22 protein-coding genes and 1 pseudogene are annotated in these 21,402 nt (G+C 68.8%); 7 read left to right on the plus strand and 16 right to left on the minus strand.

Annotated features, from left to right (window positions below; genetic code table 11):
* The 4 genes from ACK8OR_RS06030 to ACK8OR_RS06045 form a co-directional block, all read right to left on the minus strand.
* Positions 1–831: a TRAP transporter small permease subunit gene (locus ACK8OR_RS06030; protein WP_410188520.1), complete on the minus strand. Its 831-nt coding sequence runs from the start codon at positions 829–831 to the stop codon at positions 1–3.
* 149 nt (positions 832–980) lie between these two features.
* A complete protein-coding gene (locus ACK8OR_RS06035; protein ID WP_410188521.1) occupies positions 981–2,027 on the minus strand; it encodes a TRAP transporter substrate-binding protein in 1,047 nt (348 codons plus the stop codon).
* A 187-nt stretch (positions 2,028–2,214) separates the two neighbouring features.
* Complete coding sequence (locus ACK8OR_RS06040; RefSeq protein ID WP_410188522.1) at positions 2,215–3,027, minus strand: N-acyl homoserine lactonase family protein; 813 nt, start codon at positions 3,025–3,027, stop codon at positions 2,215–2,217.
* Positions 3,020–3,307, minus strand: coding sequence for a putative quinol monooxygenase (locus ACK8OR_RS06045; protein ID WP_298433969.1), 288 nt, complete (start codon positions 3,305–3,307; stop codon positions 3,020–3,022). The genes ACK8OR_RS06040 and ACK8OR_RS06045 overlap by 8 nt, the downstream gene beginning before the upstream one ends.
* Before the next feature lie 59 nt (positions 3,308–3,366).
* On the opposite strand from ACK8OR_RS06045, the gene ACK8OR_RS06050 reads away from it, so the two are divergent.
* The 3 genes from ACK8OR_RS06050 (at position 3,367) to ACK8OR_RS06060 (ending at position 5,807) form a co-directional block, all read left to right on the plus strand.
* Positions 3,367–4,428: an isocitrate/isopropylmalate dehydrogenase family protein gene (locus tag ACK8OR_RS06050; RefSeq protein WP_410188523.1), complete on the plus strand. Its 1,062-nt coding sequence runs from the start codon at positions 3,367–3,369 to the stop codon at positions 4,426–4,428.
* Positions 4,425–5,423: a Gfo/Idh/MocA family protein gene (locus tag ACK8OR_RS06055; RefSeq protein WP_410188524.1), complete on the plus strand. Its 999-nt coding sequence runs from the start codon at positions 4,425–4,427 to the stop codon at positions 5,421–5,423. Before ACK8OR_RS06050 ends, ACK8OR_RS06055 begins: the two co-directional genes overlap by 4 nt.
* Positions 5,424–5,606: 183 nt before the next feature.
* On the plus strand, positions 5,607–5,807 hold the full coding sequence (locus tag ACK8OR_RS06060; protein ID WP_410188525.1) for a hypothetical protein: 201 nt from the start codon (positions 5,607–5,609) through the stop codon (positions 5,805–5,807).
* A gap of 70 nt (positions 5,808–5,877) precedes the next feature.
* Here ACK8OR_RS06060 and rpe read toward each other — a convergent pair whose 3' ends face one another.
* Both rpe and ACK8OR_RS06070 read right to left on the minus strand, forming a co-directional pair.
* Positions 5,878–6,570, minus strand: a complete 693-nt coding sequence (rpe, locus tag ACK8OR_RS06065) for a ribulose-phosphate 3-epimerase (protein ID WP_410188526.1) — start codon at positions 6,568–6,570, stop codon at positions 5,878–5,880.
* A gap of 29 nt (positions 6,571–6,599) precedes the next feature.
* Entirely contained in the window at positions 6,600–7,169 is a 570-nt protein-coding gene (locus tag ACK8OR_RS06070; protein ID WP_410188527.1) for a 5-formyltetrahydrofolate cyclo-ligase, read from the minus strand.
* Here ACK8OR_RS06070 and ACK8OR_RS06075 point away from each other — a divergent pair.
* Both ACK8OR_RS06075 and ACK8OR_RS06080 read left to right on the plus strand, forming a co-directional pair.
* Entirely contained in the window at positions 7,168–7,770 is a 603-nt protein-coding gene (locus tag ACK8OR_RS06075) for a VOC family protein (protein WP_410188528.1), read from the plus strand. The two genes, ACK8OR_RS06070 and ACK8OR_RS06075, sit on opposite strands and share 2 nt — an antisense overlap.
* Positions 7,771–7,802: 32 nt before the next feature.
* A complete protein-coding gene (locus ACK8OR_RS06080; protein WP_410189872.1) occupies positions 7,803–8,156 on the plus strand; it encodes a metallopeptidase family protein in 354 nt (117 codons plus the stop codon).
* 71 nt (positions 8,157–8,227) lie between these two features.
* Here the strand turns inward: ACK8OR_RS06080 and ACK8OR_RS06085 are convergent, their stop codons facing one another.
* The 5 genes from ACK8OR_RS06085 to ACK8OR_RS06105 all read right to left on the minus strand — a co-directional run bounded on the left by ACK8OR_RS06085 (position 8,228) and on the right by ACK8OR_RS06105 (position 13,239).
* Entirely contained in the window at positions 8,228–8,746 is a 519-nt protein-coding gene (locus ACK8OR_RS06085) for a CarD family transcriptional regulator (RefSeq protein WP_410189873.1), read from the minus strand.
* Positions 8,747–8,999: 253 nt separating this feature from the next.
* Positions 9,000–9,335 carry a ferredoxin FdxA gene (gene fdxA, locus ACK8OR_RS06090; RefSeq protein ID WP_298433988.1) on the minus strand — a complete coding sequence of 112 codons (336 nt, stop codon included), beginning with the start codon at positions 9,333–9,335 and terminating at the stop codon, positions 9,000–9,002.
* A gap of 85 nt (positions 9,336–9,420) precedes the next feature.
* Entirely contained in the window at positions 9,421–9,777 is a 357-nt protein-coding gene (locus ACK8OR_RS06095; RefSeq protein WP_410188529.1) for an RNA-binding S4 domain-containing protein, read from the minus strand.
* On the minus strand, positions 9,774–12,659 hold the full coding sequence (locus ACK8OR_RS06100) for a helicase-related protein (RefSeq protein WP_410188530.1): 2,886 nt from the start codon (positions 12,657–12,659) through the stop codon (positions 9,774–9,776). Before ACK8OR_RS06100 ends, ACK8OR_RS06095 begins: the two co-directional genes overlap by 4 nt.
* Positions 12,660–12,663: 4 nt before the next feature.
* The gene (locus ACK8OR_RS06105; RefSeq protein WP_410188531.1) at positions 12,664–13,239 is read right to left on the minus strand and encodes a tetratricopeptide repeat protein; all 576 of its coding nucleotides are present in this window, start codon (positions 13,237–13,239) and stop codon (positions 12,664–12,666) included.
* A gap of 42 nt (positions 13,240–13,281) precedes the next feature.
* Here ACK8OR_RS06105 and ACK8OR_RS06110 point away from each other — a divergent pair, with 42 nt between their 5' ends.
* Entirely contained in the window at positions 13,282–13,563 is a 282-nt protein-coding gene (locus ACK8OR_RS06110; protein WP_410188532.1) for an SCP2 sterol-binding domain-containing protein, read from the plus strand.
* A gap of 3 nt (positions 13,564–13,566) precedes the next feature.
* The gene (locus ACK8OR_RS06115; RefSeq protein WP_410188533.1) at positions 13,567–14,493 is read left to right on the plus strand and encodes an alpha/beta fold hydrolase; all 927 of its coding nucleotides are present in this window, start codon (positions 13,567–13,569) and stop codon (positions 14,491–14,493) included.
* Between the two features lie 626 nt (positions 14,494–15,119).
* Here the strand turns inward: ACK8OR_RS06115 and ACK8OR_RS06120 are convergent.
* From ACK8OR_RS06120 to ACK8OR_RS06140, 5 genes and pseudogenes are all read right to left on the minus strand, one after another.
* Positions 15,120–15,650 (minus strand): annotated as a pseudogene (locus tag ACK8OR_RS06120) (ABC transporter ATP-binding protein); the annotation flags it as partial.
* Positions 15,643–16,911: a lipoprotein-releasing ABC transporter permease subunit gene (locus tag ACK8OR_RS06125; protein ID WP_410188534.1), complete on the minus strand. Its 1,269-nt coding sequence runs from the start codon at positions 16,909–16,911 to the stop codon at positions 15,643–15,645. The gene ACK8OR_RS06125 and the pseudogene ACK8OR_RS06120, both read right to left, overlap by 8 nt.
* Before the next feature lie 92 nt (positions 16,912–17,003).
* A complete protein-coding gene (locus ACK8OR_RS06130; RefSeq protein WP_410188535.1) occupies positions 17,004–18,125 on the minus strand; it encodes a DUF418 domain-containing protein in 1,122 nt (373 codons plus the stop codon).
* A 180-nt stretch (positions 18,126–18,305) separates the two neighbouring features.
* Complete coding sequence (gene proS, locus ACK8OR_RS06135) at positions 18,306–19,646, minus strand: proline--tRNA ligase (protein WP_410188536.1); 1,341 nt, start codon at positions 19,644–19,646, stop codon at positions 18,306–18,308.
* A gap of 154 nt (positions 19,647–19,800) precedes the next feature.
* Positions 19,801–21,348 carry a Ppx/GppA family phosphatase gene (locus ACK8OR_RS06140; protein ID WP_410188537.1) on the minus strand — a complete coding sequence of 516 codons (1,548 nt, stop codon included), beginning with the start codon at positions 21,346–21,348 and terminating at the stop codon, positions 19,801–19,803.
* Positions 21,349–21,402 lie beyond the last annotated feature (54 nt).

The following is a 21,402-nucleotide window of genomic DNA, read 5'->3' on the forward strand; positions in this document are numbered from 1 at the left end:
TCAGGCGTCCTCGGACTTGTCGCGCAGCAGATAGGCGGCGCCGATGATGATGACGGTGACGATCAGAGCGGAGGCGACGGTGTATTTCATCTCCTCCGGGCCAATCGCGAAGGTGTCGAAGAACCAATGCCGCGTCGCCTCGCGGGCGGTGGTGGCCTCGGTCGTCGCGAGGACCAAACCGAGGGCTGTGTAGTAGATCACGAGGTTCACGACGAAGGCGACGGCGGGAAAGGCCCAGAAGAGCTTGCGCCACCAGAGCGGGCGCACGAGTTTGCGCAGGTTGCGCACGTAGGCGAACCAAGTGGCCGCCGCGATGAAGAGGAAGCTCAGGTTCATGAAGACCTTGAGCAGGTAGAGCCGGTGCAGGCCGTTGGGGCTGTCGGAGCCCTCGCCCGCCTTCACCGAGCTGATGGCGTAGTCGAGCGTGGTGTCCCAGCACAGGATGATGAAGGGCAGGAACAGCCAGGCGAGGCCGAAGATGTCGATCTTGCGCTGCTTCGGCGCGTCGTAGCCGTCATAGAAGATGTCCACGCGCACATGGCTGTTGGTGGTGACCGCGTAGCCGATGCCGATCAGCACGGCGGCGCCGTAAATCCACCATTGCGCGTCGTCGAGCCAGGCCTGGTTCATGCCCGCGCCGCGCAGAACGACCTGGGCGCAGATGGCAATCATCAGGATCGGGAAGAGCCAGGCGACGACGTTGGAGATGGAGATGATGAACCGATCGCCGGCGCTGTGATCGGCGCGGCCGACCTCGCCGGGATCCGAGACCGCGACGATCGGCGCCTCGGCATCGTCCGAGACGGGCTCGGGCGGAATGGCATGGCTCATGGATGTCCCTCCGTGGTCCGCGCGATGCGCGGGGTCGTCGTGCCCTCCCTCGGGGCCGGTCGTTCGAGGGGCCGGGCGGCAGATGGCCACCCGGCCCCATCGTCGTCAGGTGCGGTCGGCGCGGGATCACACCGCGCCGACGCGCCGGATCAGTTGCGCGGACGCGGCAGGTAGATCGTGTCGCCCCAGGTCTTGTAGCCCGCGCGGAACTCCTGAAGGTCGTCCCAGACCTCTTTGAAGAACGCGTCCTCGGCGGCCAGTTCCTCGGCCACGTTGGTCCACTCGGTCTCGAATGCGGTCAGCATCTCGTCCGGCCAGGTCTTGATCGTCACGCCGTTCTGCTCGGTGTTGTCGATCATGGCCTGGAAGTTGGTGGCCTCGCCCTCGGCGTAGTTCGTGGTGATGTTGGCGAGACAAGCGACCTCGATCTGGTTCTGGGCGCGCTCGTCGAGCTCCTCCCAGCGATCCTTGTTGATCAGCAGCTCGAACATCGTGGCGGGCTGGTGCCAGCCGGGGAAGTAGTTGAACTTCGCGATGTTGTAGAAGCCGAGGCGCGCGTCCACGAGCGGCATCGAGAACTCGGTCGCGTCGATCGCGCCGCGCTCGAGCGCCGGGAAGATGTCGCCGCCCGCCAGAAGCGAGGTCGAGACGCCGAGGCGCTGCATCACTTCGGCGCCAAGGCCGAAGAAGCGCATGTTCAGACCTTCGAGGTCGGCAACCGAGTTGATCTCGTTCTTGAACCAGCCGGAGGTCTCGGGGGCGATGATGCCGCAGGGCTGGACGTGAACGTTGTAGCCGTTCTCGTCATACATGCGCTGGAACAGCTCGTGGCCGTCGTCATAGAGCATCCATGCGGTGAATTCGCCCACTTCGGGGCCGAAGGGCACGGCGGCGAAGAGCGAGGCGGCGGTGATCTTGCCCTGCCAGTAGCCGGACGTCGTGTAGGCGGCGTCGACCGACCCGTTCGACACGGCGTCGAGCGCCTCCAGCGTCGGGACCAGCTCGCCCGGATCGAAATGCTCGAACTCGACCGATTCCGAGATCGAGTTGATCTTCTCGACGAAATCCGTCCCGGCGGTGCCGAGGATCGGAAGGTTCTTGCCGAAGGCCGAGGTCATCTCCAGCACGTCCTGCGCCTGGGCGCCGGTTGCGAAGATGGCCGCGGTCGACGCGAGCGCGATTGCCTTGAGTTTCATGGATGTGGTTCCTCCCTGTTGAACCGTGCGATGGATGACGTTGCATCCGGGGCGACGCGCTCCTCACCAGCGCATCCGGTCAGATTTCCTTACCGGAGATGCCAAGTCGGTGTCACCCGAATTCGCCCGATCCGGATCAGGTTAGCGCCATCATACCCAGTTTCCCGTAGGCGTGGGGCCGTTTTTTTCAGCCATTCGCGCCAAATTCCGGGATCGCCCGCGACGGCCCGTGCGATAGGCGCCAGACCTCGCCGCCCTCGTGCGGGAAGACCTCGCGCACGATCGGGTCGTGTCCGGGCACGATCAGGTCCGGCCCCGAGGCCAGCCGCCCGAGCGCCGCGAACCCGTCCAGCATCTCGGCCAGGTCGGCCACGATGGGGAAGGGTTTCTCCGCGCGCATGTTCTCGTAGAAATGCGAGGCGTCCGACGCAAGGCAGAGCCAGCCCGCCTCGGTCCGCACCCGCACCGCCTGCAATCCCTTCGAATGCCCGCCGATGCGGTGGACCGTCACGCCTTCCGCGACCTCGGCCTCGCCGTCATGGAACACGACCTTCCCCGCATAGAGCCGCTTGACCGCCTCGCAGATGTGGTCGCCCGTGAACGGCATCCGGAGCGTGTCGTGGCACATGCAGGGCCCGGTGGCGAAGGCCATCTCGGCGGCCTGCATGTGAAGCCGCGCATTCGGAAAGAGATGCAGCCCGCCCGCGTGGTCGTAATGCAGATGCGTGACGATCACGGTCTCGATGGCCTCTGGCGTCAGGCCGAACGGCGCCAGCGCCGCGCCCGGATCGGTCAGGATTGGCCGGTCGCGCCGCGCGCCCTCGGCCGCGTCGTAGCCGGTATCTACGAGGATCGTCTCGGACCCGCGCCGCAGAAGCCACATGAAGTAATCCATGCCGTGGGGCGCGGCCGGGTGGTCGTCGAAGATGAAGCTCTCGCCGCGCACCCGAGCGCCCCGCTCGGCGTAGCGGATCGCGAAGACCTCCCACGGCTCAGCCATGCAGGACGGACCAGGTCGCCACGTCTTTCGCCGCGATCATCGGATCGCAGGTCGCGGTGAAGGTCTTGTAATGCGGCGTCTCGCGATGCGCGTCGAACCCCGCCGCGTCGTCGTAGAGTTCGTAGAGGAACACCTCGTCGGGGCGCGCCGGATCGGTCGCGACATCGAAGCGGTTGCAGGCCGGCTCGCCCAGAGAGGCGCGCGCGTTCTCCATCATCGCGGGCAGGAAATCGGGCATCCGGCCGGGCTTGACGGTGATGGTGACGGCGACTGCGAACATGTCTGGTCCTTGCGTTGGGCTCTGATTACGGTCCCGACAGTGCCGCCGGAGGAACCCCCATGTCCAAGACATTCGACATCGCCGTCTTCCACGGCGATGGCATCGGCCCGGAGATCATGGCCCCGACGCTCGACCTGCTCCGCGGCCTCGACCACGACTTCGCGTTCCATGACTGCCCGGCGGGGGCGGCGAGCTTCCTCGATTGCGGCAGCGACCTGCCCGAAGCGACGCTCGACACTGCGCGCCGGTCGGATGCGATCCTGCTCTCGGCGCTGGGCGATCCCGCCGTGCGCAAGCCCGACGGCACCGAGCTGGTGCCGCAGGTGGATCTGAGGATCGCGCTCGACCTCTATGCCGGCGTGCGCCCCGTGCGCATCGTGCCCGGCATGAAGACCCCCCTCGCGTTGCCCGAGGGCAAAGCGGTCGATTTCGTCCTGATCCGCGAAAGCACCGAGGGCCTCTTTCACACCCAGGGGCGGGGCACGGTCACCGACGAGATGGCCGAGGAGACGCTCCGCCTGACCCGCCGCACCACCGAGAAGGTCTGCCGCTTCGCGTTCGAGTTCGCAGCCGAGCGCCGGGCCGCCGGGCACGCGGGTCGCGTGACCAGCGTGGACAAGGCCAACGTCTTCCGCGCCTTCGCCTTCTGGCGCGACATCTTCGACGAGGTGGCGGGCGATTATCCCGACCTCGCCGCCGACCACGCCTATGTCGATGCGATGGCGCTCTGGTTCGTGATCCGGCCCTGGGACTGGGACGTGATGGTGACCGAGAACATGTTCGGCGATATCCTCTCGGATCTGGGCGCGGGGCTGATGGGCGGGCTCGGCATGGCGCCCTCGGCCGATATCGGCGACGACCACGCCGTGTTCCAGCCCTGCCACGGCACCGCGCCCGACATCGCCGGACGCGGTCTTGCGAACCCGGTCGCGATGATCCTCTCGGCGGGGATGATGCTAGACTGGCTGGGCCGCCGGCACGGGAACGACGCCATGGTGCGCGACGCCGTCCGCATCCAGGCCGCGGTCGATGCCTGCCTCGCGGCGGGAGAGACGACCGGCGATCTCGGCGGCACGCTCGACACGACCGGGGCGGCGGCGGCGGTGATGACGCGGCTGTGACCCGCGCCGTCGGTCTCTTCGGGCTGGGCTATTTCGCGCAATTCCACCGCGAGGCCTGGGGGCGCGTTCCGGGCGCGCATCTGGCCGCGACCGCCGATGCGGACCCCGCCACAGGCGCCGATCACGCCACGCTCGACGCGATGCTGGGCGCGGGCGGCATCGACATCGTAGATATCGCGACGCCGCCGCCGACCCATGCGGAGGCGATCCGCACGGCCCTCGCCTGTCGTCCGCAGGTCATCATCTGCCAGAAGCCGTTCTGCCGCTCACTGGACGAGGCGAGCGCGATCACCGCCGAAGCCGAAGCGGCCGGAATACCCCTGCTCGTACACGAGAATTTCCGCTTCCAGCCGTGGTTTCGGGCGATGAAGAGCTTGCTGGAGGACGGTGCGGTGGGCCGCCCGCTCGGGCTGACGTTCCGGCTGCGCACCGGCGACGGACAGGGCCCGGACGCCTATCTCGCGCGGCAGCCCTATTTCCAGACCATGCCGCGCCTTCTGATCCACGAGACGGGCATCCACTACCTCGACGTGTTCCGCTACCTGCTGGGCGAGCCGGACGGCATCTATGCCGATCTGCGCCGCCTGAACCCCGCGATCCGGGGCGAGGATGCGGGGCTCGTCGTGCTGGATTACGGCGGCGGCTGCCGCGCGGTGTTCGACGGCAACCGACTGGTGGATTTCGATACGGACGATCCGCGCCGGACCTTCGGCGAGGCGCTACTCGAGGGCGAGGACGGCACGCTGGCGCTGCGCGGCGACGGGGCGGTGATCCTCCGCGCGCATGGCGCGAGCGAGACGACCGAAGTGCTGCCCCCCGAGGATCGGCCCGGCTTCGCGGGCGACAGCGTGCAGGCGTTCCAGGCGCATGTGGTCGCGGGGCTCGGGTCGGGCCGCTGGGAGACGACGGCCCGCGACTACCTCGCGACGATGCGCCTGGTCGAACTGGCCTATGCCAGCGCGGCCTCGGGCACCCGCCTTCCCGCCGGGGTATGACGGCCAAGTACGTTTCCCCTTCGTTCACGCTCTCTTAAACCCTCGGCGCTAGACCTCGGGACATCGCGATGTCGTGGCCCTGTCGTGCCCGCCCCGCGATGAACGGTCGGGTGAAACCCGGCCCTCGGCGCGGGCCAGAGCGGCCCGCCCCCTGCCCCGAGGAACTCGGAGAGAGGCTGCAAGATGTCCAACCTGGCCGCACAGATCCGCGCAATGCCGCACCATGACTGGCTGACGATCGCATTGATCGCGCTGACCGCCCTCGTCCTGCTGGCACCGGCCGCCTTGCCGGCAATCGGCGCCGATCCTAGCAGGGGCGCCGTCACGTGCACGGTCCCGGCGCATGCGGACGCCCCGATCCGGTGCGGCTTTTCGGCGGGATAGACGCCGCAGTGCGAGCGGTTGTCGTCGTTGGGGCGGCGCCCGATGCTCGGGGTCGCGCCGTCGGCCGCGCCTAGCGCCGCGCCGCCTCGGCTGCCGCGCGGATGGCGCGGATATTCTCGCCATACGGCCCGGGCTCGCGGACCGAGCCGCCCTTGAACACCGCAGAACCCGCGACCAGCACATCCGCCCCCGCATCGACAACATCGGGCGCGGTCGTGGGATCGATCCCGCCGTCGATCTCGATATGCACGGGACGGTCGTCGATCATCTCGCGCAGGCGGCGGATCTTGCCGATCTGGCTTTGGATGAAGCGCTGCCCGCCGAAGCCGGGATTCACGGTCATCACGCAGACGAGGTCCACATCGTCCAGTAGCGCCGCCGCCGCCTCGGCCGGCGTGCCCGGATTGAGCGCCAGCCCGGCCCGCGCGCCCGCGCCCCGGATCGCCTGCAGCGTGCGGTGGATATGCGGCCCCGCCTCCAGATGCGCGGTGATTATATCCGCCCCGGCATCCGCAAAGGCGTCGATATAGGGATCGACCGGCGCGATCATCAGGTGGACGTCCATGACGCCCTTGATATGCGGCCGGATCGCCGCGCAGGTGGCAGGTCCGAAGCTGATATTCGGGACGAAATGCCCGTCCATCACGTCGACATGCACCCAGTCGGCGCCCTGCGCCTCGACCGCCTCGCATTCCGCGCCGAAGGCGGCAAAGTCCGCGGCGAGGATCGAAGGTGCGATCTTGATGGAACGGTCGAAGGTCATGGCGGCTCCTGTCGTCGTGTGCCTGCGGGCTAGCGCGCGGCGGGCGGCAGATAAACCCCCGCCTCGGTGATGACGGCGTCGAGCGGCATGTCCGTCGCCTCGCGCGGGACGGCATCGACCCGCTGCGCCTCGCAGGCGAGGCCGATGGCTTGCGCGTCCCGCAATCCGGCGAGCGTCCGGTCGTAGAACCCGCCGCCATATCCAAGCCGCCCGCACGCCGCGTCGAACCCCACCAAGGGCACGATCAGGAGATCGGGCACGCGCCAGCCGCCATCGACCGGCACCGACACGCCGAACGCTCCGGGTTCCAGCGCGCAGCCGGGCCACCATTCGCGAAACCGTAGAGGGGCGCCCTTCGCGGTGACCACCGGCACGCAGATGCGGTTCGCGCGGCTCAGCACCGCCATCGTGCCGCGCGGGTCGGCCTCGGACCCGATGGGCAGGTAGCCCGCGATCGTCCGGCCGCGGACGTCCATCATCCGCGCGAAGAGCCGGGTCGCCGCAGCCGCCCGGGCCTCGCGCCCGACCCCGTCGCGCGCGGCGATGCAGGCGGTTCGCAATTGCGCCTTTCGGGCCGGGGGGTTAGCGTCCGCTGTCATGCCATCCTTCGATCACCTGGCCATCTCGGCCGCCACGCTGTCCGAGGGGGCCGCCCTTGTCGAGGCGCAACTCGGGCACGTCATCGGTCCCGGCGGAAACCACACGCGGATGGGGACGCACAACAGGCTTTCGGGGCTGGGCGAGGGTGAATACCTCGAAGTCATCGCAATCAACCCCGACGCAGAAGCCCCCGACGGGCCGCGCTGGTTCGACCTCGACCGAAGGGGGGGCGCGGCGCGGGTCGGCAACTGGATTGCGCGCTGCGAAGATCTCGACGCCGCCATCGCCGAACATCCCGACGTGGGGCAGCCGATCCAGTTCGAGCGGGGCGAATATCGCTGGCGCATGGCTGTGCCCGAGGATGGCGTTCTGCCCTTCGACGGCTGCTTTCCGGCGCTGATCGAATGGCAATCCGGCCCGCCCGCCTTCGAGGATGCGGGCCTGCGCCTCGAAGCGCTGATGCTGCGGCATCCCAAGGCATCCGAGTTGCGCGAGATCCTTCACAGTCTCGTGCCCGATCCCCGCATCGTCGTGACCGAGGGCGACCGCTGGCTCTCGGCCCGGATCAAGACGCCGGACGGGACCCGCGTGCTCTCGTGACGACCGCGCCCGACGCAGCCGCGATCCTCGCCATGGCCGAGGCGACGCGCGCGGCCTTCCCCGGGCCCTTCGCGGGACCCGCGGCGGAGGTGCGGCTGAGCGTCGAGGAGTGGGCGGCGGACGCGCTGCTGGACGAGATGGAGATCGACGACGCCTACGATTTGACCGGCATCTACGAGGGCGTCGCGCTGACCGAGCGAAGCGTCGACTGGCCCGAGCCGCCGTCTTCAGTGACGCTGTTCCGGCGGCCGATCCTCGACGAATGGGCGGCGCGGGGGGACGTGACGGTCGAGGCGCTGGTCGCGCATGTCACCGTGCACGAGTTCGCGCATCATTTCGGATGGTCCGACGACGATATCGCGACCATCGACCGGTGGTGGGAGTGAGCGGGGCCTGACCCGGACATGAAAACGGGGCGCCGCCAAGGACGCCCCGTCAGTCGTTCTTTGTCGCCGGATCAGGCGGCGGCGGAGGGCCGCGAGGACAGTATCTCGTCCACGGCCTTCAGGGCGCCGTCCTCGTCCATGTCGTTCACGGCGGCCAGTTCGCGCGTCAGGCGGTCGAGCGCGGCCTCGTAGAGCTGACGCTCGGAATAGGACTGCTCGCGCTGCTCGTCATTGCGGTGCAGGTCGCGGACCACCTCGGCGATGGCGATCAGGTCGCCCGAGTTGATCTTGGCCTCGTATTCCTGCGCGCGGCGGGACCACATGGCGCGCTTGACGCGGGCCTTGCCCTTGAGCGTCGTCATCGCCTTGGTCACCACGTCGGGCGGCGAAAGCGAGCGCATGCCGACATCGGTTGCCTTGTTGGTCGGCACCCGCAGCATCATCTTGTCCTTGGCGAACGAGATCACGAAGAGCTCCAGCTCGAAGCCGGCGACCTCCTGCTTCTCGATCGACACGATCTGGCCGACGCCGTGCGCGGGGTAGACGACGAAATCGTTGGGGCGGAATTCGGACTTCTTGGCCATGGGCATCCTTTCGGTTGTCTTCGGCATGTCCCGCGGCCTGCGGCCGGTCGCGCATCGCGACAAGAAGACCGGCCTCCGGGTCGCCCCGGGGGTCGATGCGTTCGTTCTGACATGTCGACCGGGTCGGCAGACGAACCCGGAGTTGGTGGTGGCGCGCGGTGCCGGAGAGGCCCCGCTATCCTCGGGATCATACCACGAAAACGGGCGTCACGAAAGTGTCACCGTCGCTGACCCAATCGGGCGCGGTCTGGACGTGGCGTCAGCCGCCTTCGCCGGGCGCTTCGGAAAAGAGGTCCATCTTGCCCTCCTTGCCGTCCATCTCCTCGGCGTCGGGGAGCGGGTCCTTCTTGGTGATGATGACCGGCCAGGCTTCCGAGTACTTGCGGTTGAATTCGACCCATTTCTCCATCTCCGGCTCGGTGTCCGGGCGGATGGCGTCGGCGGGGCATTCCGGCTCGCAGACGCCGCAATCGATGCATTCGTCGGGGTGGATGACCAGCATGTTTTCGCCCTCGTAGAAGCAATCCACGGGGCAGACCTCGACGCAATCGGTGTATTTGCAGGCGATGCAGGCGTCGGTGACGACATAGGTCATGCGGGTTGTCCTTTCCGGTCCGCAGGCGGTCTAGCGGCGGGGCCGAACGGGTTCAACCGATGATACGCATTCGTGAGCGGCCGCCTCAGTCTTCAGGGGCCGCACGTTCCGCGTCGAGGCGGCGACGATCGCGCCCCGTCGGGCGGGGTCCGACACGGGGCACCGGCGGCGGCGTATGGTCGAGATAGAGTGCCTGCGCCTCGGCGGCGGGGCCCCGCCGGGTGCCCAGCGCGGCAACTTCGACGACGCGGATGCGGTTGCCCTGCGGGAAGGTCAGCGAATCGCCCGGGGCGATGCCGTGGCTGGCCTTGATGACGCGCTCGCCATTCACCCGGACGCGACCCTCTCCGACCATGCGCGCGGCGAGGCTGCGGGTCTTGAAGAACCGCGCCTGCCAGAGCCACTTGTCGATCCGAAGCCGCGCCCCGGGCGCGTCGCTCACTTGTCCTTCAGAGCCGCCAGCGCGGCGAACGGGTTGTCGGGGTCGATCGCCTTCTCGCGCTTGGGCCGCGATTCGAAGGTCTTCGGCCCGGCATCGCGCGCCTTCGGCCCGCCGCCCTGACGGGGGCCGCCCTTGCCCTTCGGCTTGCCCTTGCCGCGCGGACGCTCGCCCTGCCCCTCGCGGCGCGGACCGCGGGAATGGCGCGGCTTGGGCGCCCAGGTGAAGGTGTAGAACGTCCCGACCTCGGCGGCGTCGGCGATGGGCGCCGGGTCGTCGGACGCGGCATCGCTGGCGTCTGGCGCCGCTGCGGTCTCCGGTGCGGCATCCCCGGCGGGCGGGGCATCCGCGTCTGTCGCGACCGTTGTCTCGGTCACCGTCTCATCGGCCGGCACGGGGCGTTCGCCACCCATGGACGCGGGCGGCGCGGCGACCTCACCCTCGGGGGGCTGGGCCGCCTCAGGGACGGAATCGGTCGGCGTGGTGTCGGCCGCGGGCTTGGCGGGTGACGCCTTCGGGCGCTCGCCCTTCTCGGCGGCGTAGCCGAGCCCGCCCATCAGGTCGGCGAATTGCTCCAGCGTCATGCCTGTGATCGAGAGCATGTCGGCCGTCGCCTCGAATCCGCCCTTGCTGTCCATCGGGCGGATCATGTCGGCCAGCCGTTCCAGCATATCGATGCGGATCGCGCGCTGCCCGGCCAGCCGGTAGCCCGCCATCGCGTAGTAGCCATCGGGCGCGTCCGCCGCGGCGGGCACGGTCACGAGGCCCGGCGGCGGCGCCTCGGGGAATTCCTGCAGGCCCTTCGACAGCGACCAGAGCACGAGGCGCAGGCGCGTCGGCGCGGGCTTCAGGAGAAGCTGCTGGAAGATGGTGAACTGGCCGAAGCGCACGCCGTGCTTGCGAAGCTGGCCGCGCGCATCCTGGTCGAGAGCCTTGACGTCTTGCGCGACCTGCATGCGCGGCAGGATGCCGAAGCCTTCCGTCATCTGGAACGCAAAACCCCGCGCGAGGCCGGTGACCGCCTCGTCGCGCGACATGGCCAGAAGCGGCTCGAACGCCGCGGCGATCTTGCGGTCGATGAAGTGCTGCAAGCGGCGCGTGACCTTCTGGATGACCTCGGGGCCCGCCTCCTCGTCGACGAAGGCCTCGACGCCGGGCTTTAGCGGCTCGGGTCCGGCGACGAGCTTGCCGACGGCCTGGTCGCCCCACATGAGACCACCCTGCTCGGTGAAGTCCATCTCGGTGTCGGGCGCGTTATAGAATCGGTCGGCGCGCAGGTGGAATTCGGGGCGCAGAGCCTGCGTGGCGGCCTGGCGCACGGTCTTCGCCTCGTCGGGCGTGGTCGTCCCGGTCTGGTGGAAGCGGAAACCCTCGATCCGGCCGAGCGTCTCGCCCTCGACCGTCACCTGTCCCTTGTCGTCGATCTCGGCCAACAGGCCCTCCTTCATCTTCAGCCGCCGGAGCAGCACGCTGGTGCGCCTGTCGACGAACCGCTGGGTCAACGCCATGTGCAGGGCATCCGACAGGCGGTCTTCTACCTTGCGCGTCTCGCCGCGCCAATGGGCCTCGTCGTCGACCCAGTCGCGGCGCTGCGCGACATAGGTCCAGGTGCGGATATAGGCCAGCCGCTTGGACAACGCGTCGATATCGCCCTGCGTCCGGTCGATGCGCTTGATCTGACGCGCGAACCAGTCACCGGGGACGCGACCCTTGGTGCGCAGGAAGTCGAAGATCCGCGCCAGAAGGCTGGTGTGCTCGCCATGGCTGATGCCCTGGAAGTCGGGGATGCGGCACACGTCCCAAAGAAGGCGGACGTCGCGCGCATCGCGGATCTGCCCCGCGACACCTTCGAGCGCGTTGAGCGTCTTGAGTGATTGCAGGTCGTCGGCCTCGCGTCCCTTCGTCAGCAGGGTATCGCCCGACGGCGCCTCGAGCGACGCGATCAGTGCCTCGGGCGAGCCGAATTCCAGCGCCGAGGACCGCCACGCCAGCCGGTCGATGGCCTTGAACCGATGCTCCTCGATGGCCTCGACCAGACCGGCCTCCAGCGGCGCAGCCTCGCCCGTCACACCGAAGGTGCCCGGCTCGGTATAACGACCCGCCCGACCCGCGATCTGCGCCAGTTCGTGGGGCATGAGCGGCCGGATGCGGCGCCCGTCGAACTTGGAGGTGGCCGAGAAGGCGACATGCTTGATGTCGAGGTTCAGGCCCATGCCGATCGCGTCCGTCGCCACGAGGTAGTCGACATCGCCGTTCTGGTACATCTCGACCTGCGCGTTGCGCGTGCGCGGGCTGAGCGCGCCCATCACCACGGCGGCGCCCCCCTTCTGACGACGCAGGAGCTCGGCGATGGCGTAGCAATTCTCGACCGAGAAGCCGACGATGGCGGTGCGGCCGGGCATCCGGCTGATCTTCTTCGAGCCTGTATAGGTCAGTTCGGAGAAGCGTTCGCGCCGGGAGAACTGGGCCTTGGGGATCAGGTGCTGGATCGCAGGGCGCATCGTGTCCGAGCCCATGAACAGCGTCTCGTGCAGCCCCCGCATATGCAGCAGGCGATCGGTGAAGACATGCCCCCGCTCGGGATCGGCGCAGAGCTGGATCTCGTCGACGGCGGCGAAATCGGTCCCGAGGCTCGTGGGCATCGCCTCGACCGTACAGACCCAGTAGGCGGCGCGCGGCCCGACGATCCGCTCCTCGCCGGTGACCAGCGCGCAGACCGAGGGGCCGCGGATCGCGACGATGCGGTCATAAACCTCGCGCGCGAGCAGGCGCAGCGGCAGGCCGATCACCCCCGTCCGGTGCGCCAGCATCCGCTCGATGGCGTAATGCGTCTTGCCCGTGTTCGTCGGCCCGAGGACCGCCGTGACCCGTCCACCATCCGTCATGGATTCAGAGCGTCCGTCCGCCGGTCTGCTGCTCCAGCCGCTCGACCGCGGCATTCACGTTCGCTTCGGCGGGATGGACCTCCTGCGCGGCACGCAGGGCGTTGAGCGCGCCCGCCTCGTCGCCAAGCTGCTCCAGCATGATCCCGAGCCCCGCCAGCGCGCCGAAATGCCGTGGCTCCAGGATCAGCACCTGCTCGATATCCGCGATCGCGGGCCCGTAGCGGTCCATCAGAAAGAACGCAGTCGCCCGCTGGTTCCAGCCTTCAGCGAATTCGGGCGCGTGGTCGGTCAATGCGGTCAGGTGCACGATGGCGCGGGGGTAATCCTCGGCCGCCATGGCTCGGAGACCCCGCTGCAGCAAAAGGTCGATCGTGGCGCTGCCCGAATGGGTCCAGCGCTCCTGGATCTCGCGGGCCAGCCGCGCAGCCTCGGCGGCATCATGCTCGGGCGTCAGGGTCGAGAGCCGGTTCAGAAGCTGGTCGACATCGCCCTCCAGCACCTGTGCGGCGACGGGCGCGGACGTGGCGTAACACGCGACGGCGACGCAGAGGGCCTTGAGGGTGACGCGCGCGTCCATCATCCTAGTTTCCGATCCACCCTTATCCGTCATCCAGAGGACATCATGAGCGACATCATCAACGAAGCCGTCACCCAGCTCTCGGCAAAGATCGGTACCTTCGACGGCTCCGTCAAGTTCGTGATCCCCGGCGAGGGGTCGATCTTGGTCGATCAGGCCGGCGTGCGCGAAGGAGACGAAGACGCCGAATGCACGATGACCGCCGACGCGGAGACCTTCAAAGGCATCCTCGATGGCGACGTCAACGCGACCGCCGCCTTCATGTCGGGCAAGCTGTCGGTCGATGGCGACATGGGCACGGCGATGAAGCTCGGCGCGCAGCTCTAGCCGGTGGACGACGCCCCCTATTTCGCGGACGTGGCCATCGGGCCGCGTCCGTCGCGCTGCGTCTGGACCCGGACCTCGGACGACGTGACGCTGCGGGCGGCGACATGGGAGAGCGGACCGCGGGGAACGGTCATGCTGTTTCAGGGGCGGACCGAGTACATAGAGAAATATTCCGATGCGGCGGCGCAGCTCGGGCGGCACGGCTTTGCCTGTGCGGCGATCGACTGGCGCGGCCAGGGTCTGTCGCCCCGACCCGCCCGCGACCGGCGGCTGGGCCATGTCGGCGGCTTCGACGAATACCAGCGTGACGTGGACGCCCTGCTCGAGATCGCGCGCGCTGCCGACCTGCCGCGTCCGTGGCACGTGCTGGGCCATTCGATGGGCGGCGCGATCGCGCTCCGGGCCTGCATGCGGCAATCGGTCTTCCGGCGCGCCGTGTTCTCGGCGCCGATGTGGGGCCTGACGCTGCGCCCGCACGAGCGCGTCATGGGCTGGGGTGTGTCCGGCCTCGCCTCGATGCTTGGCCTCGGCGAGCGCAATACGCCCGGATCGGGCAAGTCGGCCGATCCGGCGGGTCAGCCCTTCGAGGACAACCTCCTGACCACTGATCCCGAGATGTTCGCCTGGATGAAGCGGCAGATCGCGGAACATCCCGACCTTGCGCTGGGCGGCCCGTCGCTGTCGTGGCTCTGGGCCGCGCTCCGCGAGATGCACGCGATGGCGCGGATGGCGGCGCCCGATCTGCCCGCGCTGACGCTGCTGGGCACCGACGAGCGGATCGTGGATTCGGACGCGATCCACGTGCGGATGAACGGCTGGGACGGGGGCACGCTCGAGATCGTCGAGGGCGCGCGGCACGAGGTTCTGATGGAGGGCGAGGCCCGGCGGAGCGCGCTGTATGACCGGATCGCGGCGCACCTGGACGGCTGACGGACGTCAACGCTTTCTCAACACCCGCTCGGTATTCGACGGACACCCCGAAGGTACGGCGGGGCGGTGAGATCGACGTCCGAGCGGGCGGCGGGCGATCCGGTGCGAAGAACCATTTTTCGTACGAAGAATGGTAAAGATTGTTCGTACGAACAATCTCCAGAAGGCCAGTATGGCGCTTCGACACCATGATCCCCGGCGGTCGAGGAACCCTAGGGGCGCCGACCGACTTTCACGGACCAAGTTGTCTGGCACGGCCGGGGCCGCCCCTTACGAAGACAGCTGGGAACCCGCCAACCTGGCGACGTATCGTCAGACCCTGTCAGTCAACGCCACCGCCAGGACCGGCGATCCGGACACGCATCACCGCCCCAACCGGTGCGCGACCGCGGCCGCGCCCATCTCCGACCGTGCCGCATGACGGACCCAAAGGATCATTCGCCGAGCGAATCTGCTCCACCCAGATCGTCAGCCGGAATCGTCTAGACCAGCCGACCCGCCTCCAACCGCAGCACGCGGTCCATCCGCGCGGCCAGCTCGAGGTTATGCGTCGCGATCAGCGCGGCCATCCCCGTCTCGCGGACCAACGCCATCAGCGCGTCGAACACCGTGTCCGAGGTGCCGGGGTCGAGGTTGCCGGTGGGCTCGTCCGCCAGCAGAAGTTCCGGCGCATTGGCCAGCGCGCGGCAGAACGCGACCCGCTGCTGCTCGCCTCCTGACATTTCCGCGGGGCGATGATCGGCGCGGTGGCTCAGGCCCACCCGGCCCAGAAGATCGTCCGCACGGGCCCGCGCGGCCGCCGGGGCAGCGCCGTCGGCGAGCTGTGGCAGGACGACGTTCTCGGCGGCCGTGAATTCCGGCAGGAGATGATGGAACTGGTAGATGAAGCCGATCCGCCGCCGCCGCGCGCGCGTCCGGGCCCGGTCGCCCTGCCCCGTCAGATCGTCGCCGCCCAGCGTGACGCGGCCCGCGTCCGGCGTGTCGAGCAGTCCCGCGATGTGCAGGAGCGTCGACTTGCCAGCACCCGAGGGCGCCACGAGGGCCGCGACCTCGCCCGACGCGATCGCCAGATCGACGCCGTCGAGCACCCGGATCTCGTTCGGACGCCCGAGATGGTAGCCCTTGGCGATCCCGTCCAGCCGCAATGTCTCACTCATAGCGCAGCGCCTCGACCGGGTTCATCCGCGCCGCGCGCCGCGCCGGGAAGATGGTCACCACGAAGGACAGCGTCAGCGAAAGGGCCACGGCGGTCAGCACGTCGCCCAATTCCAGCCGCGCCGGCAGCGCCGAGATATAACGGACCGACGGGTCCCAGACACCGCCCCCGGCCAGCGCGTTCACCGCGTTGAAGATCGGGTCGATATAGATCGCGAAGAGGCAGCCCAGCACCACGCCGATCACGGTTCCGACCACGCCGATCGACGCGCCGCAGATGAAGAACACCCGCAGGATCGTCCCCTGCGTCAGGCCCATCGTCCGCAGGATGCCGATATCGCGGCCCTTGTTCTTGACCAGCATCACGAGCCCGGAGGTGATGTTGAGCGTCGCGATAAGCACGAGGATCGAGAGGATGACGAACATGATGTTATCCTCCATCTGGAGGGCCCTCAGGAACGCGCCCGATGCGTTCTGCCACGTCCAGAGGTACGTTCCCTCGCCCCCCGCCGCGATCAGGTCGGTGGCGAACTCGTCCACCGTCTCGGGGTCGGCGACCGCGACCTGCACCGCGTCCGCCACGCCCGTCCGGTTGAAATAGATCTGGGCCTCGTCGAAGGGCATGTAGACGCGGGTCGAGTCGATGTCGAAGCGGCCGACCTGGAAGACGAAGGTCACCGGGTAGGCCTTGACGCGCGGGCTGGTCCCGAAGGCGGTCCGCACCCCGTCGGGCGAGATCAGGCGGATCGTGTCGCCTGCGCCCACGCCGAGGCTGCGCGCCACGCCCGATCCGATGGCGATTCCCTCGTCGAAGGCGTCGATGGAGCCTTGGCTCTCCTCTGGGTCGGCGATCCGAGGGATCTGCCCAAGATCCTCGGCCCGGATGCCCACGACCTGCACGCCCGCGTTGCGACCCGTCGCGCTGGCCATCACCTGCCCCTCGATCACCGGGGCGGCGCGCAGCACGCCCGGGATCGCCGCGACCCGCTCGGCCACGGCGTCGAACTCGGCAATGGTGCGCGTCGACTGACCGTTGGGCAGCACGTCGCCGTAGTTGAGGACCTGCACATGGGGGTTGGCGCCGATGATCGTGTCGACGAATTCGAACCGGAAGCCCGACCGCACGGCGAGCGTCGCGATCAGCGCGAAGACGGCCAGCGCGATCCCGATCAGCGAGATCCACGTCATGACGCTGATCCCGCCCTCGGACCGGCGCGCGCGCAGGTAACGCCAGGCGATCATCCATTCGAAACGTCTGAACATGGGGCCTCCGCGCCGGTTGGGGCCTAGGTGCGGGGGATGGAAGGCGGGGTCAAGGTGGCGCCGCGCCATCGGCGGCCGCGGATCGTCTCGCGTCACGCCCCGCGGCGGAGACCCGCATAGGTGATCCGGCGCAGGACCCATTCGAATGGTCCTTGCGCGAACCGCGTGCGCCAGACTGACAGCGCGACGATCAGGAGGATCGTCGTGATCATCCCGATGGCCACGGCGGCGCCCCGCCCGACCGCGTTCCAGAGATCGGCGCCATAGGCGGCGAATACGCTCGACAGGATGATCGACTGGCCGAGATAGATGCTGAGGCTGGATCCGCCCGCCGCAAGGGCGCGCGCCATGAGGGGCCCCGGTTCGCGCGCGATGGCCGCGATGAGGCCGAGATATCCGAGGGTCGCGATCGGGGCCGCGACGAAGGCCAGGGCCGCGCCGGGGATCGCCGTGCCCCATTGCCAGATGCCCGCCCCGAGAAGGCTGAGGGCGACGCCCGGCCCCAGACAGATCCGTCGCGCGCGCCGCCAGAGGGGGTGGCTTGCTGCGTCGATCATACCCGATTTGACCGAGGCCAGCCCGAGGCAGAACCAGCCGAGCGCCGAAAGACCCTGGACCACGAGAAAGAGCGGGAAGGTGAACGCGAACCCGATGCTGCGGAAGACGACCGCATCGAGGAGGCCGCCGTCCCCGAGCGCGGCGGCTTCGAAGAGGATGAACGCAACCGGCGTATCGGACGGCGCAAGAAGCAGGGGAAGGGCCACGACCGGTTGCACCACGAGGAGGGCGGCCCCCACCCGGACGAGGCGGGCGACCGGCCAGTCGCGCATAAAATAGAGGACCGACCCGGTCACGGCGTAGATCGCGAGGATGTCGCCGGGAAAGAACAGGCAGCCGTGGAGCACCCCCAGTAGCAAGAGGCCGAGCATGCGGTTCCGGTAGAGGCGTCCGAAGGGCAGGTCCCGGCGGGCCGCCGCGCGCATCAGGAAGCCGAGTCCGACGCCGAACATGAACGAGAAGAGCCCGTAGGTCTTAAGGAGGGCCAAGCCGTTGACCAGCCAGAGGACGATGGCGTCCAGCGCCGTCTCGCCACTCTGGTCGGCGAAGTCGGTCAGGACCGAGAAGGCGATATACTGGACGTTGACCACGACGATCCCGAACAGCGCGATCAGCCGGAGGTAGTCGGGCATTAGGGCCCGGTCGCGGATGGCCATGGCGGGGCTCCTCGTCCTCTGGCGTCCCGTGGGGCCCGGTGGTGCGGGTGGGCCGGATGCGGGCGGTTCGGGGTCTGTCCGCGGCTGCGGCGGCACGGGCGGCCCTACTGGAGGGCGAAGCCCGCGCGGATCAGGCTGGGCGGGCCCCGGCCCTTCGAGCCCGCCTAACCCGGCAGCATGTCAGGGATGCGACGCGTAGATCTCGCGCAGCTTCGCGATGGCCTCCTCGGGGGCCATCTCGACGCTCTCGCCGCTGCGCCGCGAGGTCAGCTCGACCTTGCCCGCGGCCAGGCCGCGCGGGCCGACGGTGATCCGCCAAGGCAGGCCGATCAGGTCCATCGTCGCGAACTTGCCGCCCGCCCGCTCCTTCGTGTCGTCGTAGAGCGGGTCCAGCCCCTCGGCCACGCATTGCGCGTAGATGCCGTCGCAGGCGCTGTCGGTGGCGCTGTCGCCCTGTTTGAGGTTGACGATGCCGACGCGGAAGGGCGTGACGCCCTCGGGCCAGATGATGCCCTTGTCGTCATGGCTGGCCTCGATGATCGCGCCCAGAAGACGGCTGACCCCGATCCCGTGCGATCCCATATGCAGCGCGGTGGGCTTGCCGTCGGGGCCCTGCACCGTGGCGCCCAGGGCGTCGGAATACTTGGTGCCGAAATAGAAGATCTGCCCGACCTCGATGCCGCGCGCCGTGCGGCGCCGCTCCTCGGGGACCTTCTCGAAGAGCGCCGCGTCATGGGTCTCGTCGGTGCGGGCATAGCGCGAGGTGAACTCCTCCATCACGCCGGCGCATTCGGCGACGTCGTCATAATCGATCTCGCGGTCGCCGAAGCTGAGCTCGGTGACCTCGGCGTCGTAGAACACCTCGCTCTCGCCCGTTTCGGCCAGCACCAGGAACTCGTGCGTGTCGTCTCCGCCCATCGCGCCGCTGTCGGCCCGCATCGGGATCGCCTGCAATCCCATCCGCTCGTAGGTGCGCAGGTAGCTGACGAGGTGGCGGTTGTAGGCGTGCAGCGCATCCTCGCGCGTCAGGTCGAAATTATAACCGTCCTTCATCAGGAACTCGCGCCCGCGCATCACGCCGAAGCGGGGCCGCACTTCGTCGCGGAACTTCCACTGGATGTGGTAGAGCGTCAGGGGCAGCTGCTTGTAGGAGCCGACATTAGCGCGCACGATGTCGGTGATCAGCTCCTCGTTGGTGGGGCCGTAGAGCATCTCGCGGTCGTGGCGGTCGGTGATCCGCAGCATCTCGGGGCCGAACGCGTCGTAGCGCCCGCTCTCGCGCCAGAGATCGGCCGATTGCAACGTCGGCATCAGCATCGGGATATGGCCCGCGCGCTGCTGCTCCTCGTGGACGATCTGCTCGATCCGGCGCAGCACGCGGTAGCCCAGCGGCAGCCACGAATAGATGCCCGCGCTCGATTGCTTGATCATGCCCGCCCGCAGCATCAGGCGGTGGCTGACGATCTGCGCCTCGGCGGGCGTCTCCTTGAGGACGGGCAGGAAGTAGCGGCTCAGGCGCATGGGTCGGGCTCCGGATCGGGTCCAAAACCCGATAGCCCCCGACCCGGCGCGGGGCAACAGGGCCCGCGACGCGGGGCGGCAAATACTCGCGGGGGACTGGCGCACACGGTAGGGCGGCGGGCAGATTATTCCGGAATAATCTGCGCCCCCCGCGTCACCGGCGCACGACCTTCACGCGGGCCTCGGCGCCCAGGGACGCGGCGAGCGAGCGGAACCGCGCCTCGGCGACCTCGCCATAGAGCGCCTCGCCGTCGCCCTTGGGCAGCGCCAGTTCCAGCACGCCCTTCTTGGGATAGAGCTTCATCGCCCCCATCAACGACGGGTCCTGTGCCGAGAACATCGCGCCGAAGCGCATCGCCTTGCCGACCTGCTCGGCCTGCCAGGTGTCCTCTTCGGACAGGAGGGGCGCCAGGTTCTCGAAGGGCGTCCCCTCGCGCTTGTTGCGGTAGCGATGGAGAAGCGCCGCCCCGAGGAACACCCGCTCGGAATGGGTCAGGCCGCCGAGATTGGCGCGCGTCGCGTTGTCAAAGCAGATTTCCGCACGGTAGTCGGGATGCGCCCGCCAGGACACGTCATGCAGCAGGCAGCAGGCCCGGATCAGCCGGCGGCGTCGGTCCGGCGCGCGGGTGAAGAGCGGCGAGACGAACTTGTAGAGCACCCGGCCGAAACCCGGCAGGCGCGCGTCCTTGGCCTCGGCGAAACGACAGCTTTCGATCAGCGGGTCGCGGGCGCGCAGCACGTCGGGCATCTGTTCGTAGAGAAGCCCCTCGCGGATGCCGTAGGCCGAGATGGCGATGATCTTCGGGTGGAAGGTCTTGAGGACACGGCTCAGCACTTCGGCAGCCACCGGCACCAGCGACATGCGCGCGCCCGATGTGCCGGTGCGGCCGCGCAGGTCCTCCAGATCGGCTTCGACGATGTAGTCGAACGTCGCGCGCAGGTCCTTTGGCGTCATCGTGTATTCGTGAAGGACGTGCAGCGGATAGCCGCGCCGTTCCATGTCGATCCGCGCGATCGCGCGCCACGACCCGCCCACGAGGTAGAGCCGGTCGTAGCGGTCGCGGCCGAGGGCCTCGGCCATCTCCCGAACGCCCGCCTCGATCTCGCGCTTTCGGGCGGCGCGGCCCTTGGCGGCGGCGAGCTTCAGGGGCCCGAGCTTGCCCGAGACGACCGCCCCGACGGCCCCGCCCGACAGCTCGGCCAATTCCATCGACGAGCCGCCGATGTCGCACATCAGGCCCTCTGCCTCGGGCCAGCCCAGGAGCACGCCCTGCCCCGAGAGCCGCGCCTCCTCGGTGCCGTCGATCACCCAGAGTTTGAGGCCCGTCTCGGCGCGCACCTCGGCCTCGAAGGCGGGGCCGTCCTCGGCCTCGCGGACGGCGGCGGTGGCCACGACCGTCAGGGAATTGACCTCCATCCCGCGCGCGAGGATGGCGAAGCGCTTCAGCGCGACCATGGCGCGGGCGCGCCCCTCGGGGTTCAGCTTGCCCGTCTCGGAAAGGCCCGCGCCGAGGCCGCAGAGAATCTTCTCGTTGAAGAAATAGGCAGGCGAGCGCGCCGCCCCATCGAAGACGACCAACCGGACCGAGTTCGAGCCGACGTCGATCACACCGACCCGCCGCAGGCTGCGCGCTTCGGGGCCGTCGAAGAGCGGCGTCCCGAAGGGGCCGTAATCCGCGGGGTCGATCGGAGGCGTCGTCATCGGGCCCGCCCTCCCCCGGCGCAGCGTCACGGGGGAGGAGTGGCACGGGGTCGG

The organism is Jannaschia halovivens, assembly GCF_046452375.1.
Classification (GTDB): Bacteria; Pseudomonadota; Alphaproteobacteria; order Rhodobacterales; family Rhodobacteraceae; genus Jannaschia; species Jannaschia halovivens.

Excerpts from the sequence above, each read along its gene's own strand:
- ACK8OR_RS06105 (WP_410188531.1), bottom strand. The coding sequence starts at position 13,239 with ATGATGGACGCGCGCGTCACCCTCAAGGCCCTCTGCGTCGCCGTCGCG.
- fdxA (WP_298433988.1), bottom strand. The coding sequence starts at position 9,335 with ATGACCTATGTCGTCACCGACGCCTGCATCGCCTGCAAATACACCGAT.
- ACK8OR_RS06080 (WP_410189872.1), top strand. The coding sequence starts at position 7,803 with ATGGCCGAGGCGACGCGCGCGGCCTTCCCCGGGCCCTTCGCGGGACCC.
- rpe (WP_410188526.1), bottom strand. The coding sequence starts at position 6,570 with ATGACCTTCGACCGTTCCATCAAGATCGCACCTTCGATCCTCGCCGCG.
- ACK8OR_RS06100 (WP_410188530.1), bottom strand. The coding sequence starts at position 12,659 with ATGACGGATGGTGGACGGGTCACGGCGGTCCTCGGGCCGACGAACACG.
- ACK8OR_RS06050 (WP_410188523.1), top strand. The coding sequence starts at position 3,367 with ATGTCCAAGACATTCGACATCGCCGTCTTCCACGGCGATGGCATCGGC.
- ACK8OR_RS06125 (WP_410188534.1), bottom strand. The coding sequence starts at position 16,911 with ATGTTCAGACGTTTCGAATGGATGATCGCCTGGCGTTACCTGCGCGCG.
- ACK8OR_RS06030 (WP_410188520.1), bottom strand. The coding sequence starts at position 831 with ATGAGCCATGCCATTCCGCCCGAGCCCGTCTCGGACGATGCCGAGGCG.
- ACK8OR_RS06040 (WP_410188522.1), bottom strand. The coding sequence starts at position 3,027 with ATGGCTGAGCCGTGGGAGGTCTTCGCGATCCGCTACGCCGAGCGGGGC.
- ACK8OR_RS06110 (WP_410188532.1), top strand. The coding sequence starts at position 13,282 with ATGAGCGACATCATCAACGAAGCCGTCACCCAGCTCTCGGCAAAGATC.
- ACK8OR_RS06035 (WP_410188521.1), bottom strand. The coding sequence starts at position 2,027 with ATGAAACTCAAGGCAATCGCGCTCGCGTCGACCGCGGCCATCTTCGCA.
- ACK8OR_RS06085 (WP_410189873.1), bottom strand. The coding sequence starts at position 8,746 with ATGCCCATGGCCAAGAAGTCCGAATTCCGCCCCAACGATTTCGTCGTC.
- ACK8OR_RS06130 (WP_410188535.1), bottom strand. The coding sequence starts at position 18,125 with ATGGCCATCCGCGACCGGGCCCTAATGCCCGACTACCTCCGGCTGATC.
- ACK8OR_RS06045 (WP_298433969.1), bottom strand. The coding sequence starts at position 3,307 with ATGTTCGCAGTCGCCGTCACCATCACCGTCAAGCCCGGCCGGATGCCC.
- proS (WP_410188536.1), bottom strand. The coding sequence starts at position 19,646 with ATGCGCCTGAGCCGCTACTTCCTGCCCGTCCTCAAGGAGACGCCCGCC.
- ACK8OR_RS06075 (WP_410188528.1), top strand. The coding sequence starts at position 7,168 with ATGCCATCCTTCGATCACCTGGCCATCTCGGCCGCCACGCTGTCCGAG.
- ACK8OR_RS06060 (WP_410188525.1), top strand. The coding sequence starts at position 5,607 with ATGTCCAACCTGGCCGCACAGATCCGCGCAATGCCGCACCATGACTGG.
- ACK8OR_RS06140 (WP_410188537.1), bottom strand. The coding sequence starts at position 21,348 with ATGACGACGCCTCCGATCGACCCCGCGGATTACGGCCCCTTCGGGACG.
- ACK8OR_RS06070 (WP_410188527.1), bottom strand. The coding sequence starts at position 7,169 with ATGACAGCGGACGCTAACCCCCCGGCCCGAAAGGCGCAATTGCGAACC.